This window comes from Streptomyces sp. NPDC057638 (genome assembly GCF_042800315.1).
Classification (GTDB): Bacteria; Actinomycetota; Actinomycetes; order Streptomycetales; family Streptomycetaceae; genus Streptomyces.
This window is the reverse complement of the sequence record NZ_JBHVHF010000190.1, coordinates 1-16258: the sequence shown is the minus strand read 5'-3', so window position 1 is coordinate 16258 and position 16258 is coordinate 1. Positions and strand designations below refer to the sequence as shown.

General features: G+C 72.3%; 17 protein-coding genes and 1 pseudogene. 11 read left to right on the top strand and 7 right to left on the bottom strand.

What is annotated here, in order from left to right:
• On the bottom strand, positions 1–260 hold a 260-nt coding region (locus ACFVIM_RS23395; protein WP_384304490.1), incomplete at its 3' end, for a hypothetical protein.
• A gap of 147 nt (positions 261–407) precedes the next feature.
• Positions 408–1307: a class I SAM-dependent methyltransferase gene (locus ACFVIM_RS23390; RefSeq protein ID WP_384304487.1), complete on the bottom strand. Its 900-nt coding sequence runs from the start codon at positions 1305–1307 to the stop codon at positions 408–410.
• Between the two features lie 195 nt (positions 1308–1502).
• On the opposite strand from ACFVIM_RS23390, the gene ACFVIM_RS23385 reads away from it, so the two are divergent.
• Positions 1503–2759 carry a GNAT family N-acetyltransferase gene (locus ACFVIM_RS23385; protein ID WP_384304485.1) on the top strand — a complete coding sequence of 419 codons (1257 nt, stop codon included), beginning with the start codon at positions 1503–1505 and terminating at the stop codon, positions 2757–2759.
• 386 nt (positions 2760–3145) lie between these two features.
• Here the strand turns inward: ACFVIM_RS23385 and ACFVIM_RS23380 are convergent, their stop codons facing one another.
• Positions 3146–4705, bottom strand: coding sequence for an ATP-dependent DNA ligase (locus tag ACFVIM_RS23380; RefSeq protein WP_384304483.1), 1560 nt, complete (start codon positions 4703–4705; stop codon positions 3146–3148).
• 451 nt (positions 4706–5156) lie between these two features.
• Here ACFVIM_RS23380 and ACFVIM_RS23375 point away from each other — a divergent pair, with 451 nt between their 5' ends.
• Positions 5157–5801 carry a dihydrofolate reductase family protein gene (locus ACFVIM_RS23375; protein ID WP_384304480.1) on the top strand — a complete coding sequence of 215 codons (645 nt, stop codon included), beginning with the start codon at positions 5157–5159 and terminating at the stop codon, positions 5799–5801.
• A gap of 106 nt (positions 5802–5907) precedes the next feature.
• Here the strand turns inward: ACFVIM_RS23375 and ACFVIM_RS23370 are convergent.
• Positions 5908–6675, bottom strand: a pseudogene (locus ACFVIM_RS23370) (SAM-dependent methyltransferase); the annotation flags it as partial.
• Positions 6676–6988: 313 nt separating this feature from the next.
• On the opposite strand from ACFVIM_RS23370, the gene ACFVIM_RS23365 reads away from it, so the two are divergent.
• The 5 genes from ACFVIM_RS23365 (at position 6989) to ACFVIM_RS23345 (ending at position 13347) form a co-directional block, all read left to right on the top strand.
• Complete coding sequence (locus ACFVIM_RS23365; protein WP_384304477.1) at positions 6989–7846, top strand: nucleotidyltransferase domain-containing protein; 858 nt, start codon at positions 6989–6991, stop codon at positions 7844–7846.
• Between the two features lie 442 nt (positions 7847–8288).
• On the top strand, positions 8289–9743 hold the full coding sequence (locus ACFVIM_RS23360) for an MAB_1171c family putative transporter (RefSeq protein ID WP_384304474.1): 1455 nt from the start codon (positions 8289–8291) through the stop codon (positions 9741–9743).
• Complete coding sequence (locus tag ACFVIM_RS23355) at positions 9736–11169, top strand: FAD-dependent oxidoreductase (RefSeq protein ID WP_384304472.1); 1434 nt, start codon at positions 9736–9738, stop codon at positions 11167–11169. Before ACFVIM_RS23360 ends, ACFVIM_RS23355 begins: the two co-directional genes overlap by 8 nt.
• Positions 11170–11562: 393 nt before the next feature.
• Complete coding sequence (locus ACFVIM_RS23350) at positions 11563–12090, top strand: hypothetical protein (RefSeq protein WP_384304470.1); 528 nt, start codon at positions 11563–11565, stop codon at positions 12088–12090.
• A gap of 3 nt (positions 12091–12093) precedes the next feature.
• Entirely contained in the window at positions 12094–13347 is a 1254-nt protein-coding gene (locus ACFVIM_RS23345) for an MAB_1171c family putative transporter (protein ID WP_384304466.1), read from the top strand.
• A gap of 20 nt (positions 13348–13367) precedes the next feature.
• On the opposite strand, the gene ACFVIM_RS23340 is transcribed toward ACFVIM_RS23345, so the two are convergent.
• The 3 genes from ACFVIM_RS23340 to ACFVIM_RS23330 all read right to left on the bottom strand — a co-directional run bounded on the left by ACFVIM_RS23340 (position 13368) and on the right by ACFVIM_RS23330 (position 14676).
• Positions 13368–13571, bottom strand: coding sequence for a DUF397 domain-containing protein (locus ACFVIM_RS23340; RefSeq protein WP_384304463.1), 204 nt, complete (start codon positions 13569–13571; stop codon positions 13368–13370).
• A 62-nt stretch (positions 13572–13633) separates the two neighbouring features.
• Positions 13634–13840 (bottom strand): DUF397 domain-containing protein, encoded by a 207-nt coding sequence (locus tag ACFVIM_RS23335; RefSeq protein ID WP_384304460.1) that lies wholly within the window; start codon positions 13838–13840, stop codon positions 13634–13636.
• Complete coding sequence (locus ACFVIM_RS23330) at positions 13837–14676, bottom strand: helix-turn-helix domain-containing protein (protein WP_384304492.1); 840 nt, start codon at positions 14674–14676, stop codon at positions 13837–13839. Before ACFVIM_RS23330 ends, ACFVIM_RS23335 begins: the two co-directional genes overlap by 4 nt.
• A gap of 165 nt (positions 14677–14841) precedes the next feature.
• Here ACFVIM_RS23330 and ACFVIM_RS23325 point away from each other — a divergent pair, with 165 nt between their 5' ends.
• The 4 genes from ACFVIM_RS23325 (at position 14842) to ACFVIM_RS23310 (ending at position 16037) form a co-directional block, all read left to right on the top strand.
• The gene (locus tag ACFVIM_RS23325) at positions 14842–15261 is read left to right on the top strand and encodes a hypothetical protein (protein ID WP_384304457.1); all 420 of its coding nucleotides are present in this window, start codon (positions 14842–14844) and stop codon (positions 15259–15261) included.
• Positions 15258–15476: a hypothetical protein gene (locus ACFVIM_RS23320; RefSeq protein ID WP_384304455.1), complete on the top strand. Its 219-nt coding sequence runs from the start codon at positions 15258–15260 to the stop codon at positions 15474–15476. Before ACFVIM_RS23325 ends, ACFVIM_RS23320 begins: the two co-directional genes overlap by 4 nt.
• On the top strand, positions 15473–15724 hold the full coding sequence (locus ACFVIM_RS23315) for a hypothetical protein (protein WP_384304452.1): 252 nt from the start codon (positions 15473–15475) through the stop codon (positions 15722–15724). Before ACFVIM_RS23320 ends, ACFVIM_RS23315 begins: the two co-directional genes overlap by 4 nt.
• Positions 15725–15881: 157 nt before the next feature.
• The gene (locus ACFVIM_RS23310; RefSeq protein ID WP_384304449.1) at positions 15882–16037 is read left to right on the top strand and encodes a hypothetical protein; all 156 of its coding nucleotides are present in this window, start codon (positions 15882–15884) and stop codon (positions 16035–16037) included.
• The last annotated feature ends 221 nt before the right edge of the window (positions 16038–16258 follow it).

Below are 16258 nucleotides of genomic sequence, written 5' to 3'. Positions count from 1 at the left end.
GCCACGCCCGATCCGGCGGGGCGTGGCGGGGCGGGGCGGGGGCTGACCGGCGGCCACGGAACCCCCGGGGGCCACATCACGGACTTCCGGGGGCCCTCAGCACGGACCGACGACTCACGGACCGACGACTCACGGACCGACGACTCACGGACCGACGACTCACGGACCGACGACTCGCGGACCGACGACTCGCGGACCGACAGCTCGCGGACCGACAGCTCGCGGACCGACAGCTCGCGGACCGACGGCTCAACAACCACCCGCTCACGGACCGATGACTCACGCACCGATAGCTCGCGGACCTATGGCCTCGGAGGGTCACCGCGGCGAGGCTCACGGGACGCGCCAGCCGAGAGCGCCGCCCAGGGCCCCGCCGGATGCCGGACGGGCTGAGACTCCGCGACAGGTCAGCGGCGGGCCGTGTGGACCGCGCGGGCGGTCAGGTAGTGGACGTCCACCCGCCGGTGGAGGCTCTCGGGGTCCTCCGGGTCGAGCAACCGCTCCAGCGTGGCGCGGTCGTCCCCGTCGAGCCGCTCGCCGATCTCCCGCAGCCGCTCGAAGGTCTGGATCACATGCTCGCGCACGGGCTCGGGGGCGGGCGCGGGGACATCCAGCAGGAAGGCGCGGGTGCCGGTCGGCGTCAGCCCCGCCGCCGCGAACAGGGCGAGCCAGTCCTCGGTCACGCGGCGCCCGCCGGGCAGTTCGTCCCGCATCCGCTGGAACCACTCGCTCTGCACCGCGTCCAGCCGGGCCTCAAGCCCCGGCTGTCCCACCCCGATGTCCCGGGGCAGCCTGCGGGTGGACAGCCCGCCCTCGACCACCGCGACCACGCCTCCGGGGCGCAGCAGTCCGGCGAGTCCGGCCAGGGCGGCGCCCTGGTCCCCGATGTGGTGGACCGCGTTGCCCGCCCAGATCACATCGGCCTCACCGAGCGCCTCGATTCCTTCGGGCAGCTCGGCGCGCAGGGTATGGAAGCGGTCCCCGTAGCCGTGGCGTTCGGCGCGGGCGCGGGCCCGCTCCAGCAGGGGCCCGGTGGCGTCGGCGGCGACGATCTCCGCGTCCGGGAAGGCATCGGCGAGGAGGGTGGAGAGGACGCCGGGGCCGCTGCCGACGTCGAGGACCCGGCGCACTCCGGAGGGCGGCGCCAGCTCGGCGAGCCAGGCGAGGGCGTCGCGGTAGAGGGGCGTCTCGACCTCGGCACCGCGCTCCAGCATGGGGGCCATGGCGTCCCAGTCCAGTTCGGTGCCGGTGCCGGTGCCCGCGTCGGTGCCGTGCGGGTGATGGTGGTGGTGATGGTGTCCGCTCATGCGACGAGGGTGACCGGCACCCCGCTCGAACGGCAAAGCCCGTTGCCATTCCGGCAACGCGTTCCCGGTTCCGGGGACGGATCACCGTTCCCGGTTCCGGAGACGGCTCCCCCGCCCCGTCCCCGCCCCGGAGATCGTCCCCGCCCCGGAAAACCATTGGCGCGAGCACCTTTCGCATCAGTAGACAGTCCCCCGATGACTCAGTACACAGCGCTGCCGATCCGACCGATCGGCGAACACGAGTACGAAGACTTCTACGAGACCATCTACACCGCGCTGGACGCGGCCTGGCCCTATGAGGCCGAGATGGCGATCAACAAGCGGATCATCGACTTCGAACGCACCCTCGCGGCCTTCGACGGCGACCGGATGGTCGCGACCGCCTCGTCCGCACGGGTGGAGATGACCGTCCCCGCGGGTTCGGCGCCGGTGGCGGCCGTCGCCGACATCGGGGTGCGGCACGGCTGGCGACGGCGGGGCCTCATGACCGCCCTGATGCGCCGCCAGCTGGACGACCTGCGCGAGCGCGGCGAGTCCGTCGCCGCGCTCTACGCCTCCCAGGCCGGGATCTACGGCCGCTACGGCTATGGCCAGGCGGGCGCCGAACAGACCCTGACCATCCCCACCGCGACCGCCCGCCTCCAGCCCCGGATCCCCCGGGACCCGTCGCTGCGCGTGACCTACAGCGAGATAGCGAACGACCCCGAGGGCCAGGCGGCCGTGCGCGAGGTCTATGCCGCGCTCGTCGCCGAGCGCCCCGGGCTCTTCCCCCGCCACGACGGCTGGTGGCACCAGGTCTTCGTGGACCCCGAGCACCGCCGGGGACCGTGCGCCGAGAAGTTCCTGCTCCTGGTCCGGGACGAGCACGGGCCGCGCGGCTACGCGCTCTTCGCGGTGGGCAACAGCTGGAACGGCGAACTCCCGGACAACACCGCCACCGTCCACGAGCTGTTCGCCCGGGACGCCGCCGCCCACGCGGAGATCTGGGAGGAACTGCTCACCCGGGATCTCGTGGCCCGGGTCGAGTACGTACGGCGCCCCGCCGACGACCCCGTCCTCGGCATCCTCGCCGATCCCCGGCTGGTGCGCTCGGTGCGGCGCGAGGGGCTGTGGGTACGTCTGGTGGACGTGCCCGGCGCGCTGACCGCCCGGGGCTACGCCGCCCCGGTCGACGTCACCTTCGAGGTCACCGACGACTTCGCGCCATGGAACGCGGGCGTCTGGCGGCTGACCGCCGACGCCGACGGCGCGCGCTGTGTGCGCTCCGGCTCCCCCGCCGAACTGACCCTCCCGGTCGATGTCCTCGGCGGCGCCTATCTCGGCGGCCGGGGCGCCGCCCTGACCTCGGCGGTCGCGGCGGGCCTGGTCACCGAAGACCGCCCGGGCGCCGTCCGCCGCCTCGCCCTCGCACTGGCCTGGGACCCGGCACCCTGGTGCCCGCACGAGTTCTGACCCGGTCCGTACGGGACGGGCACGGCCTGATCGCGGACGGAACCGACCGCCGCCGATCCGGCTGGGAACCGGCTGGGTCCGATCCGGAACGCCCCGGCCGGGACCTGCACCGGTACGGAGTCGGGGGGGGGCCCCCCCCCCGGCCGGCCCCCCCCCCCCGCCGGGCGCCCGGGGCCCCCCCGGGGGGGGCCCCCCCCCCCCCAACACGCAGCGAAAAACCCCCCCCGGGCGGGGACCTGCCCCGTTCGGGAGGGGGGGGCCCCCCCCCGCGGGGCCGCCCCCCCGACGGCAGCTGGACGCCGTGACCCGCCGGGTGGATCCCTCCACCCAGCAGACGAGTCCGTTCAACCCGCCGGATGGACCTCTCAGCCTGGCAGGTGCACTCCTCAACCCACCGGATGGACCCCTCCACCCAGTTCCCCCCGTACCCGGTCCACCGGATCCGCCTCCTCCGGCCGTTTGTCCGGCCGGTAGCGCACCACCCGGGCGAACCGGAGCGTCACTCCCGCCGGATAGCGGGGGGAGCGCTGCACCCCGTCGTAGGCGATCTCGACCACCAGCTCGGGCCGTACCCGTACGGTGAGACCGTCGTCCGAGACAGCGAGTTCGGCGAGTCGGCCGGTCTGCCAGCGCAAGGTCTCGTCGGTCAGCCCCTTGAAGGTCTTGCCGAGCATGACGAAACCGCCGTCGGCGGCGCGCGCCCCGAGATGGAGATTGGAGAGCAGCCCGGTACGGCGGCCGTGACCCCACTCGGCGGCGAGGACCACGAGGTCAAGCGTGTGGACGGGCTTCACCTTGAGCCAGGCGCGGCCCCGCCGTCCCGCCGCGTACGGCGCGTCCAGGGCTTTGACCAGCACTCCCTCATGGCCCCGGCGCAGGGCCCGGGCGAGGAACTCCTCCGCCCGGGCGCTCTGGTCCGGGTCCTGGGGGTCGGCCACCACCGTACGGCGGACCCGCATCGGTTCCGGGACGAGCCGGGCGAGGACGGCGTGGCGCGCGTCGCCCGGCCGGTCGAGCGTCTCCTCACCGTCGGCGGCGAGGACGTCGAAGAAGACGGGCGACACCGGCAGCGCGGCACGGGCCGCCGCCACATCCGTACGGGAGCCGACCCGGGCGGCGACCTCCTGGAACGGCACGGGCCGCCCGGAGCCGTCGAGCGCGATGGCCTCCCCGTCCAGCACGAACCGGTCGCCCGCCAGCCCCAGCGCCGTGTCGACAACCTCCGGCAGCCGGTCGGTGATGTCATCGAGCGAGCGGGTGTGGACCCGGACCGTGTCGCCGTCGCGGTGGACCTGGATCCGGATCCCGTCCAGCTTCTCCTCGACCGCGCAGGGCACGCCGAGGGTGTGTACGGCCTCGGTGACGGAGGCGGCCGTGTGCGCCAGCATCGGCAGCACGGGGGTGCCGACGCGCAGCCGGAAGCGGACGAGTGCGGCGGGCCCCTCGGCGAGCAGCGCCCCGGCGACCCGGGGCAGTGACCCGTCGAGCATCACCGCCCGGCGGACCGCGTCCGCGGGCGCGCCCGTGGCACGGGCGACCGCTTCCAGCGCGATGGCGTCCAGCGCGCCCTGGCGCACCTCGCCGAGGAGCAGCCGCACCAGGAACCGCTGTTCCTCCTCGGTCGCGGCGGCCATCAGCTCCCCGATCAGCCGTCGGCGGCCCACGCGCGAGCCGGGTCCGGTCAGGGTGGCCACGGCGGTGAGGGCCGCGTCGGTCTCCTCGACGGTGAGCGCGGGCGCGGCCGCCGGGGGCGGGGGTTCCCGCAGCAGACTCCAGCCGACGCCGATGCGGCCCTGTGGGAGCCGTCCGGAGAGATAGGCGATCACCAGGGGCGCCAGCTCCGGCGGGGTCCGCGCGAACAGCGCGGCGAGCAGCTCGGTCTTGCGGGAGCGCGCGGGTGCGGCGGCCACGTCCCGGGAGGTGTCGGCGAGTCGGCCCAGCAGCATGCCGTCCATCCTTCCCCGCCGCGCGCCGCCGCCCTCGCCCAGGGAGCCGGTTTCGCCCATTGCGCCGAGATCTCAGCCCAGCGCGGGGGATCCGGACGGGCGGAGGTCGTACGAAGGCAGGGGTCGCGTGGGGGGGGCGGGGGCCGCAGCCGGAACCATACGGAGGCGGGTGCCGCACGAGAGCCGGAACCACACGGCGCCAGGGGCCGCACGAGAGCGGGGAACGCGGGAACACGGCTCGTACGCGGGAACACGGCTCGTACGCGGACCCCCTCACCGGTCCGCCGGACCGGGCGGGGCCCGCCTCCCCACGGCGGACCGCCCGGCGTGCCTCGCGGTTCCGCGCCGAAGAGGGGTGATGCTGATGCTCCCGATCGGATCACGGACACGGCGATGAGTTCTCCCGTCCCCCCGGAGTCTCACCCTCAAGCCGACACCACAGGAGAACCAGATGACCCAGTTGTTGCGCGTCCAGAACTTCAATGTCTCGCGTGACGGCATCGCCGCCGGTGCGGACCAGACCCTCGAACGGCCCTTCGGCCTCGACCGTCCGGAGCGACTCTTCGCCTGGGCCGGCGCCACGGCGAGCTGGCCCCGGCGCACCGACCCCGGGGGCAGCCGGGGCCTTGACGACTACTTCACCCGCGACTTCGACCACAACATCGGCGCCGAGATCATGGGCCGCAACAAATTCGGACCCCAGCGCGGGCCCTGGAACGACGACGCGTGGCGCGGCTGGTGGGGCGACGAGCCCCCGTTCCACACCCCGGTCTTCGTCCTGACCCACCATGAGCGCCCGTCGTTCACGCTCTCCGACACCACGTTCCACTTCGTCGGCGGCGACCCCGCCACGGTCCTGGAGCGGGCGCGGGAGGCGGCGCGGGGCAAGGACGTCCGGCTGGGGGGCGGGGTCACCACGATCCGGCAGTTCCTCGACGCCGACCTCGTGGACACCCTGCATATCGCGGTGTCGCCGGTGGACCTGGGCTCGGGACTACGGCTCTGGGACTCCTCCGACGACCTGCTCGACCGCTTCCACCGCGAGGTCGTGCCCAGCCCGTCGGGCGTGACCCACCATGTGTTCTGGCGCAGGTGAGACGCCCGTCCGCGCCAGGTGGGGCGGGGTGGTGCGCGGTGCTGTCCCCGCGCTACGGCCGTGGGGCCGGTCCGGGCCAGGACCGGACCTGCCCCACGGCCACCGCTCAGCGCCTCATCAGGGCGAAGACGCCCCAGCCGAGGTGCTCGCGCTCATAGCGCGCGTACCGGATGGGGTCGACGGTGAGCTCCGCCCGCATCTCGGCGGCGAGTTCGTCGCCGGGATGGCGGTCGAGCCACTGACGGACATTCAGCCACTGGGCGGCGCGGTAGCGGTCCCAGCCGGCCTGGTCCGCGAGGACCATCTCGACGAGGTCGTAGCCGAGGGTGCCGAACCGTTCGACGAGCCCGGCGAGCGGGAGGTAGTCGTCGACGGTGGTGGCGTAGCAGGCTTCGACGGTCTCCTGGTCCGGCGGCGGCTGACGCCAGAACGGATGGCCGATCAGCATGGTGCCGCCCGGCCGGAGGCTGCGGCCCAGCAGATCGACGGTGCCGTCGACGCCGTCGCCGATCCAGGTGGCACCGAGGCAGGCGGCGAGGTCGACCGGCTCGTCGGCGACATACCCACGGGCGTCGCCGTGGACGAAGCGCACCCGGTCGCTGACACCGAGTTCGGCGGCCCTGGCCTGGGCCTGGGCGGTGAAGACGGTGCTGATGTCCACACCGGTACCGGTGAACTGGTGATCACGGGCCCAGGTGCACAGCATCTCGCCCGAACCGCTGGCCAGATCGAGCACCCGGGTGCCCGGAGGAAGGCGCAGCGCCTCCCCCAGGGTGGCCAACTGAGCACCGGTGAACGGGTTGTGGATGCGGTGACCGCTCTCGCGGATGGTGAAACTACGTGGGAGATCCACTGATGGGGTTCCTTCGTACGGTCGGGTTCGGAACGTCCGCTCGCGGCCTGGTGGTTCCGGCCGCGTCCGTCTGAGCCCTCATACAAAGCACCTCATACACTCGTGCGATTCATCGCTGACGGCGGCGACGCTATGGCGCCCGGATCGCCGTTGTCCACCGCTTTTCGGGCGGGGGCTCGGCTCCCTGGTGCACCGAACGGTCGAACAACTGTCAGTTAGGATCGCCCGCATGGGCGTTTCCTGAGTGAGGCAGTGCCGAAGAGCGACCCCCGGCCGTCGGCCGTGGGGCCCTGCTCCCCTGCCCATTCCTCACACCAGGCTCAGGAATCCCGTCATGCCCCATGGCTCCCCCTTCTCCTCCCACGCTTCCTCCCCATCCATCTCTCCCGCTCTGGACCGGCGCATCGAGCGGTTGCGCGCGCTCGCCGAGGCCGAGCCCCGGCTCGAAGGCGTCCTGCTCTACGGATCGTGGACGCTCGGCGAGGCCGACGCCCACTCCGACATCGAGGCGTATCTCTATGTGACGGACGCCGAGCTCGACGGCTTCGACGGACGGGCCTTCCTGGAGCGACTCGCACCGCTGCGGCTGGCCTACCTCAACCAGTACGGCATCCTCGCCGTGGTCTTCGAGGACCTGATGCGCGGCGAGTTCCATATCGCCCCGGCCGGGGAGGGCGTCGAGACGGTCGCGACCTGGCGCGACATCATCCATCTGCCGGAGCCCGAGCGCGCGGTGCTGCTCGACCGTACGGGACGGCTGACCCGGGCCGCGCGGGCGCTCGGCGAGATCAGTCCGCCCGATCCCCTCACCACCGCCCAGCACCTCGGCGACGAACTGGCCAACTGGACACTGATGTTCGCCCAGGTGCTGGCGCGCGGGGAGACCGCCCGTGCGCACGCCCTGCTGGCGACGGTCATCGCACCCCAGCAGTTGCGGCTGGTGCGGTTGGTACGCGGGAGCACCGCGCACTGGCTGACGCCGAGCCGCGCCCTGGAAGCCGACCTCGCACGGCCGGATATCGACCGGTACACCGCCACCACGGGCCCCGCGCTGCCCCGGGAGGTCCGCACGGCGGGCCGGGAGAGCTGGCGGTGGAGCCGCGAACTGACCGCTCGGGCGGCGACGCGCTGGGGGGTACGGGTGCCACGGGAGCTGCACGAGGAAATCGCGCGGCTGCTGGAGCGCGGATAGCGGGGTCCCATGCGGGCGGGGGCGGGTGGGGCGGCGGAGCACGGTCCGCGCCGCCCGCCCGTACGGGTTGTTCTGGTTGGTCCGGCTTCGCACCCCCACAGGCTGTGGCATCCGCCGATCGGCGGATGGCCGTCGACCACCGTCGCGGAGGCACACTTGTGCGGCACACGGTGGGGACCGTGCGGCGGACGGTGGGGGTGGCGGGCCCGCGAGGGCCCGGCCGTGGCCCCTTCGGGAACGGGGCTCGGGCAGGGTGGAGCGAGTGCTGACACGAGACGGCTGGGGACCGGCGCGCCACCCAGGCGCGCCGCGCGCACCGCTGGCGCCGGGTGCGCACCGGACGACGGGAGCGCGGCGGGTGACGGGAGCGCGGACACCCGGCCGCGCCGTCCGTCCCGACACCGCCCGGCACACCACCAGACGGGCCGACACGACCGGCCACATGACCACCCGGGTCGGCCTGGGCGGGCACCAGGTCGACCTGGGCGGGCGCGCCACCACACCGCACCCCGCCACCCGCGCCGACGCGATCGGTCCCGCCGCCACGCAGACCGAGACCACGCAGACCGCCACCACGCAGACCGTCATGAGCAGACCCCGCGCCGACACGGGCAGGCGGACCGGCCCCATCGACGGGCATCAACGAACACCGACGTACAGCGACGTACACCGACGGCAACGACGGACACCCACGGAAGAACCGATACACATGGGCGACGTGAGCATGACCATCCCCGCCGTTCTCCTCTTCGGCGCGTTCCTGCTGAAACTCCCGGCGCTCAGCCGCAACCGGCAGGACATCCTGCTCCGCGCCGTCTGCGGGCTGCTGCTGGTCGCCTCGCTGGTCTTCCTGCTCGCCGCCGTCCCGACCATCGCCGCCATCAACCGGATCTCGGGCGTGCCCAACCTCGCCGCGCCGGTCGTCTACAGCGTGCTGACGGCCTTCAGCGGCGCCTGTGTCGTCCTGATCATCATCTGGCGCGGCGGGACGACGGAGGGGACCCGGCGCGCCTCGACGCTCTGCGTGATCGCGTACGGGGCCGTGATCGTGGCGCTGAACGCGCTGTTCGTGCTGGGGAACGCCCCGGTGGAGCGGCTGCGTGACCTCGACACCTACTACGCCACCACCCCGTTCATCCGCGAGATGATCGTGCTCTATCTGCTGGCGCACTCCACCGCCGCCGTGGCGATGACCGTGCTCTGCTGGCGCTGGTCGCTGCGGGTCACGGGGGTTCTGCGGATGGGGCTCGCCCTCATCGTGGTCGGCTACGTCCTCAACATCGGCTTCGACGTGGCCAAGTTCGCGGCCGTCGGAGCCCGCTGGGCCGGCCAGGACTGGGACGACCTCAGCACCCATGTGGCCCGGCCCTTCGCCTCCCTGTCGGCGCTGCTGATCGGGGCGGGGTTCATCCTGCCGCTGGTGGCGCAGTGGCTGGGCATCAGCTGGCGCACGGCCGTGCGCTACCACCGGCTCGCCCCGCTCGCCCGGGAGCTTGCGGGCACGGTGGGGCGGCTGCCGGCCGTGGCGATCGGGCCCTGGGCCTCCCTGGAACTGCGGCTGACCCAGCGGGAGGCCGCGATCCACGACGGCATCATCAGTCTGCGCCCCTACTTCGACGAGCGGGTGCACGACGAGATCCACGCCCTGGCGCTGGCCCGGGGGCACTCCCCCGCCGAGGCGCTGATCCTCGCGGACACGGCGATGGTCACCGCCGCGCGGCGGGCGTGGACGGCTCATCCCGGGCGCACGACACTTGCCGAGGGCAAGCAGTCCGTGCGACCGTCCACCCGGGCGGATGATCTTGAGCGCATGTCGCTGGCGTTGCGCCGTTCGCCCCTCGTCCACGACGTCCGCCGCCGCGCGGCGGCCTGCCCGAGAGCGGTGACCCATGACTGAACCCGTCAGATCCCTGCGTACCGGATCCCCTCACCGGGCGGTCGTCGTGGGCGGGGGGTTCGCGGGCATGCTGGCGGCCGCCGCGTGCCGCGCCTTCGTGGGCGAGGTGGTCGTGGTGGAGCGCGACGCGCTGCCCGGGGGACCACAGCCACGCAGGGGTCTGCCGCAGGCCCGTCATGCGCACATGCTCTGGGAGGGCGGCGCCGCCGCCATCGAGTCGCTGGTGCCGGGGGTGACGGGACGGCTGCTGGACGCGGGCGCCCGGCGGATACCGCTGCCGACGGGCATGGTCTCCCTCTCCGCCGAGGGCTGGTACCGGCGCTGGCCGGAATCGCACTATCTGATGGCGTGCAGCCGCGACCTCCTCGACTGGGCGATCCGGGATCTGGTCCTGCGTGATGAGCGGATCCGCGTGGTCTGCGGCACCGAGTGGCTGGGGCTGACCGGTGACGCGCGCCGGACCGACGGGGTACGGATACGGTCGGCCGACGGCTCGGTGGAGCGGCTGGCGGCCGATCTGGTGGTGGACGCCACCGGGCGGGCGTCGCAGGGCACCCAGTGGCTGCGCGAGCTGGGCGCCGGGCCGGTCCGGGAGGCCCGGGTCGACGCGGGCGTGACCTACGCCAGCCGTCTGTACCGCGCGCCCAAGGGCGCCGAGGAGTGTCCGGTCTTCACCGTGCAGGCGGACCCCCGGATGGGGCGGCCCGGACAGATCGCCATGATCATCCCCATTGAGGACCAGCGCTGGCTGGTGAGCCTGTCCGGGACGCGCGGCGGCGAGCCCACGGACGACGAGTCCGCCTATCTGGATTTCGCCAAAGGCGTTCGGCACCCGCTGGTGGGCGAACTCCTGGCCCACGCCGAACCGCTGAGCGGTATCGCCCTCACCCGCAGCACCGTCAACCGGCGGCGGCTGTACGAGCGGGCCCGTTCGCTCCCGGACGGCTTCGTGGCGGTCGGTGACGCCGTCGCCGCGCTCAACCCGGTCTACGGTCACGGGCTGTCGGTGGCCGCGCTGGGCGCCCTCGCCCTCCGTACGGAGCTGCGGCGCGCCGGGGTGACCGCGCCGGGCATGTCCCGCCGCGCCCAGCGCGCCATCGCCCGCCCGACCGGTGTGGCCTGGGGTCTGGCCACGGGACAGGACGTCTTCTACCCGGACACCCGGGGCCGCGCCCCGGGCCCGGTGGACCGGCTGTTGCGCACCTATGTGAACCGTCTGATGAAGACCTCCACCGGCTCGTACGCCATGGCGCGCGCGCTCACGGATGTGATGACTCTCCAGTCCGGCTTCGACCGGCTGGTCCGGCCGGACGTGCTGTACGCGGCGGTACGCGGACCCCGGCGGCCACAGTTGGACGGGCCGCCGCTGACCGCCCGCGAGCGGGGGTTCCTCGGCGGCGGGGAGGAGGAGGTCAGGGCCGGGTGACGGCCCTGCCACGCCCGCCCTCACCAGCGGGTGCGGGGGCCGGAGGAACGTCCGGCAGGGAGACGGCACGGGCGCGCCCGGCGCACGGCACCGGACGGCACGCCGGATCGCGGCGCGCCCGCTGACGGGACACGACCGGACGCGCCGGGTCACACCACGATCCGGCCGGCCCGCGCTCGCCGCGGCCCGTCCCGGCCGAACACCACCCATCCCGGCCGAACACCACCCATCCCGGTCGAACGGCAGCTGTCCCGTTCGTCACCCGTCCCGGGCGGGTCCACCGCGCCCCCGTGCCTGTCCGGAAACCCGCGCGACTCGCCCACACCCGGCGCCCCCACCGCCAACCCTCGGTACCGTGTGACCGGGCCGCGGCTGTTCGAACGGGGGAGTGACGTGGGCACGAGGGGCGCGATGCGCGAGCTGCGCGAGGATCTGACGCGCGCGCTCGAAGCGGCGGCGCCCACCGGGCCGGACGAGGTGTTCGCGGTGCTGTGCGCCCGGCTCGCCGAGCGGCGCGGCCGTCCGGTGGTGCTGCGCCGGGTGGACTTCCCGCCGGGGACGGCCAGCGGGCTCTATCTCGACATGGCCGATCAGGACGTCATCTGTGTGCAGGCCACCACCCATCCACTCCACCAGATGATCATTTTCGGTCATGAGGTCTGGCACATGATGGCGGGGCACGGCGGCGCCCACGCCCCGGGGTCGGCGGTGAGCCGCGCGGCGGGTGACGCGGGGCTGGACGCCCCGGTGCAGAGCCTGGCGGCGCGCACGGACTTCCACCGAGTACAGGAGACCGAGGCCGAAACGTTTGGCCTGGAGCTGGGCACTCATCTGCGCCGCTGGCTCGACGGCACGGCCAGCAGCCGGGCCGGCACGGTGGCCCGGCGGATCCAGACAGCACTCGGTCACCGCAAAGGCTGAGCCGTGCGCAGCGGCGACTACTACCTCCCGGCCGTCGCGCTCGGTATCGCCTTCGCCATCAAACTGCCCGCCCTGTGGCGCGGCTGGCGCGAACCGCTGATCCGCTCGGTCCACTCGGTCCTCGTCACGGCGGGCGCCTGCTTCTTCCTCGCCGCCCCGCCCACCATCAGCGCGGTCAACCGGCTAACCGGCGTGCCCAACCTCTCCGCCCCGCTGGTCTACTGCGTGATGGGCGCCTTCAGCTGCGCTTGTCTGGTCCTCATCGTCAACTGGCGCGGGGGTCCCCGGGAGCGCGTACGGCGCGGTGCGCGCCGGTGGATCACCGCGTACGGCGTGGCGGTCGTCGCGATCCCCGCCCTCTTCGCCCTCGGCGACGCCCCGGTGGAACGGCTGCGCGACTTCGACACCCACTACGCCACCACCCCGTTCATCCGCGAGATGATCGTCATCTATCTGGTGGCGCACATCGTCTCCGCCGCCATGACCACGGCGATGTGTCTGCACTGGCTGAAGGCCGTGCGCCAGTGGCTGCGCACCGGACTGGTGGTGCTGGTCGCCGGGTTCCTGTCCAATCTGCTCTTCGGTGTCAGCAAGCTGACGGCGGTCGTCGCACGATGGACCGGCCGGGACTGGGACGGACTCAGTACGGAGGTGGCGCCGCCCCTGGCCGCCCTGGGCGGAGTGGTGACCACGATCGGTTTCCTGCTGCCCCTGGTGGGGCCCCGCCTCACCGACGCGGCCCTCATCTGGCGGACCTACCTCCGGTTGGGTCCCCTCTGGCGGCGGCTGCGCGCCCTGCCCGGCGACCATCCGCCGCTGCCCGCGATCCCCTGGTGGGCTCCGGCGGACCTGCGGCTGACGGTACGGGAGACCGTCATCCACGATGAACTGCTCGGCCTCCACCCCTTTCTCGACGACCGGGTACGGCGCCACGCCCACGACACGGCGCTCGCCGACCGTGCCACCCCGGAGCAGGCCCGCATGGCGGGCCTGGCCGCGATGCTCCTCACCGCGATGGAGTCCCGCACCTCGGCGCCACCCCCCGACACCGGCCCGCCCTCCCCGGACGATCCCGTCGCCCCCTCCGGCGCCCATGCCCTGACCACGGCTCTGGCCCCGGGCCGCGACCGGCTGCTCCTCCTCTCCCACGCCCTGCGCTCGGCCCCGCCGCCGACGACGCGGCGTGGGGCGGTGGATACCTCCGGGCCGCGTTCCAGCGCCGGAGAACAGAAGAGCCCGTACCCACCAACGCGGTAGGTACGGGCCTCTTGTCGCCTCTAGACGTCCGCACTCCGGGCGAGCGACACCAGCCCCGCCCACGCCCGAGGAGACACAGCCAGCGTGGGGCCCGTGGGGCGCTTGCTGTCACGGACGGGGACCGTGCCGGTGGCGGACACCTGCGAGGGGGCCCACTCGACGCATTCGCCACCTTGGCCGTTGCTGTACGAGGACTTGATCCAGAAGGGAGATTCTGTGTTCACAGGGTGCCCTTTCGTACCTGATTGATCATGCTCACGGACTCTGTCTGCGACAGGGGCTCTGGCTACACGTCGGCGCTCCGAGCGAGCGACACCAGCCCCGCCCACGCCCGAGGGGACACGGCCAGCGTGGGGCCCGTGGGGCGCTTGCTGTCACGAACGGGGACGGTTCCGGTGGCGGACGCATACGTGGGGGCCCACTCGACGCAGGATCCGCCACCACCGCTGTAGCTGGATTTGACCCACCGCTCAGATGAGATGAGTTCAGTCACAAGATGCCCTTTCGTACCTGATTGATCAATTCCACGGAGTCCGCCTGAGAGAGCGATCCGGCCTGAAGCTGATGGTATGACCTCACCAACGCCCGCACGGAAGTGATATCGCGATCAAGGTGCCCATGAGTCTGTGACTCGACGTACGAAACCATGGCCTGGTCAGGCAGAGTGAGCACATTCACGAGTCGGCTGAAGGGGCGGTCTTCACCCGCCGTAAACGGGCTGACGTGCAGGATCGTGTGAGGGCGGCTGGCGAACTCCACGAGGTGCCGTAGCTGCGCCTCCATGACCTCTGGTCCCCCGACCCTCTGGCGGATACAGCTCTCGTCCAGTACGGCGATGACCGTCGGCGGACTCGGCCGCTCCAAGGCAGCTTGACGCCTTATCAGGTACTCGACTCGCTCGTCAGCCTGTTCCTGGGTTGCCGTGCCACGCCGCACGAAGCCCGCTTCGATGGCTGTTACGTACTCCCGGGTCTGCAACGGTCCGGGAATGGTGCCGACCTCGAACAGTCGGATCTCTACGGCTCCCCCTTCTAGCCGGACGTACTCCTCAAACCCGTCGAACAGCACCCCGTATCGGATCTCTTTGTACCGCTGTTCGAAAGACTCACTTGCCCCCTCCAACTCGAATACGCGATCAGCGTTCTTCGAGAAACGCAAGGTTGGGGGTTTACGCCCAGTTTCTACCGCCGAGATGTGCGTACCCGAGTAGGTCATCCGCCGCCCCAACTCTTCTTGCATCCAGCCACGCGCGATGCGTGAGCTGCGTAAATGCGCGCCAAATGCCGCTTCACGGCTGGATTCGGGGTTGAGATCCTTGCGATTCACCAGAGGAACCCCATTCTTCGTTCGGATCCGACAGGTTGAAGGATGGCACGAATCTGGGCCACGCTGACCGCCCTTGGTAGTGAAAGCACTACGGAGAGGAAGGGTGCACGTGCCTGTTGACACCGCACTCACTCAGCGGCAGCGCCACATCGGCCGAGGCGGCGACGGGTGATCCGCGTCGTTCGCTACGCCTGCCGCGTCATCGGGATCGGCCCCGTCTACCGCTCCGGCCAGATCGTGCCGTGCGTGGTCGCGATGCTGCGGACCGAGGACACGGAACTCGCCCTCCGGTGGCTCTACTGCCAGATGGACCGTGTCGCCGATCGGCTGGATCCCGCCCCCGCGCCGTGTATGCGCCGCGCGTCCGCTCCCGTCATGGACGGACCGGCCCGCATCCGTGCGTGGCGGGCCGACCCCGTGAAGAGGCGCTACCTGTGGGGGCGGCTCGCCGATGGCCGGAGCGTCTCCGTGATCTTCCCGGACGGTGTCGACCACTACCTGTTCGGCATCAACCCCGAGTGGGCGCCCGCCCGTGCCCGCCTCTTTCTCGATCACGCCCTGACCGAACCGAAGGACCCGTGCGTATGACCAGTTCCGCCAACCGTGAACGCGTGCTCGCGATCCGCGAGTCCATCATCTTCCGCTACAACGACGGGCAGTCCGCCAGACGGCTGGCGCGTGAGTTCGGCGTCAGCGCCGGGTGGCTGGGTGAGCAGCTCCGCGCCTGGGGTGTGCCCACCAGGAACGCCCGGGAGGCCAACCACCTCTACTTCCACCAGCAACAGCGGGCGGGGAAAAGGTGACCGCCCCCGTACCCGGACAGCTCACCGAGTTGGCCCGGCGACGGCGGGACCGGGTGGTGCGGACCATCGACAAGGTGACCGCCCACTATGAGGCGGGCGCACCCCTGACCCGCCTCGCGAAGGACCTCGGAGTCAACACAAAGTGGCTGCGGGAACAGCTCCTCGATCAGGGCGTGGAGATCCGGGGCTGGATCGCCGCGCGGCAGCTGCGCACCGAGCGGGAGAAGGAGTGGCGCGGCCAGACCTAAGACCCCTCCCGGTCCGACACCGGGAGGCCGGGGGGCATCGCTGCTGCGGTCCACGCCCCTCACCGGTCCCGGCCCTCGCCATGGCCTGTCCGATGGCCGGGACCACCCCTCACCGATCACCACCTCATCCACCACAGCACCGACGAAAGGCACACCCATGCCCGTGCCCGCTTGTCAGACGTGCCACGACCTGATCACCGCCGAACGCGACGCGGAAAGCGTCCACGACTACTCCCGCGCCACCGACTGCCGCGTCCTCCTCCGCCGCCACCACACCCACGGCCACCAGACCCCACCCGACCAGAACCCCTAGCGGACGGAGGACGGAACGGGGGCGTACGTCCAAAACCGCTCGCCACCGGGGTTCTCCCGTGAGAGGCCCGCCACCGGATCACACCAAGGACCTCTGCCGGTGAATAGCTCCGTGCAAGGACTCGACCTACCCGAGGTCGGTTCTGAGCCGAAGGGGCGCGTCGATGTCTCGTGGCCGTCGCGCGGAGATCGCGAGGAACGAGCGATCGAGCACGTCGGACG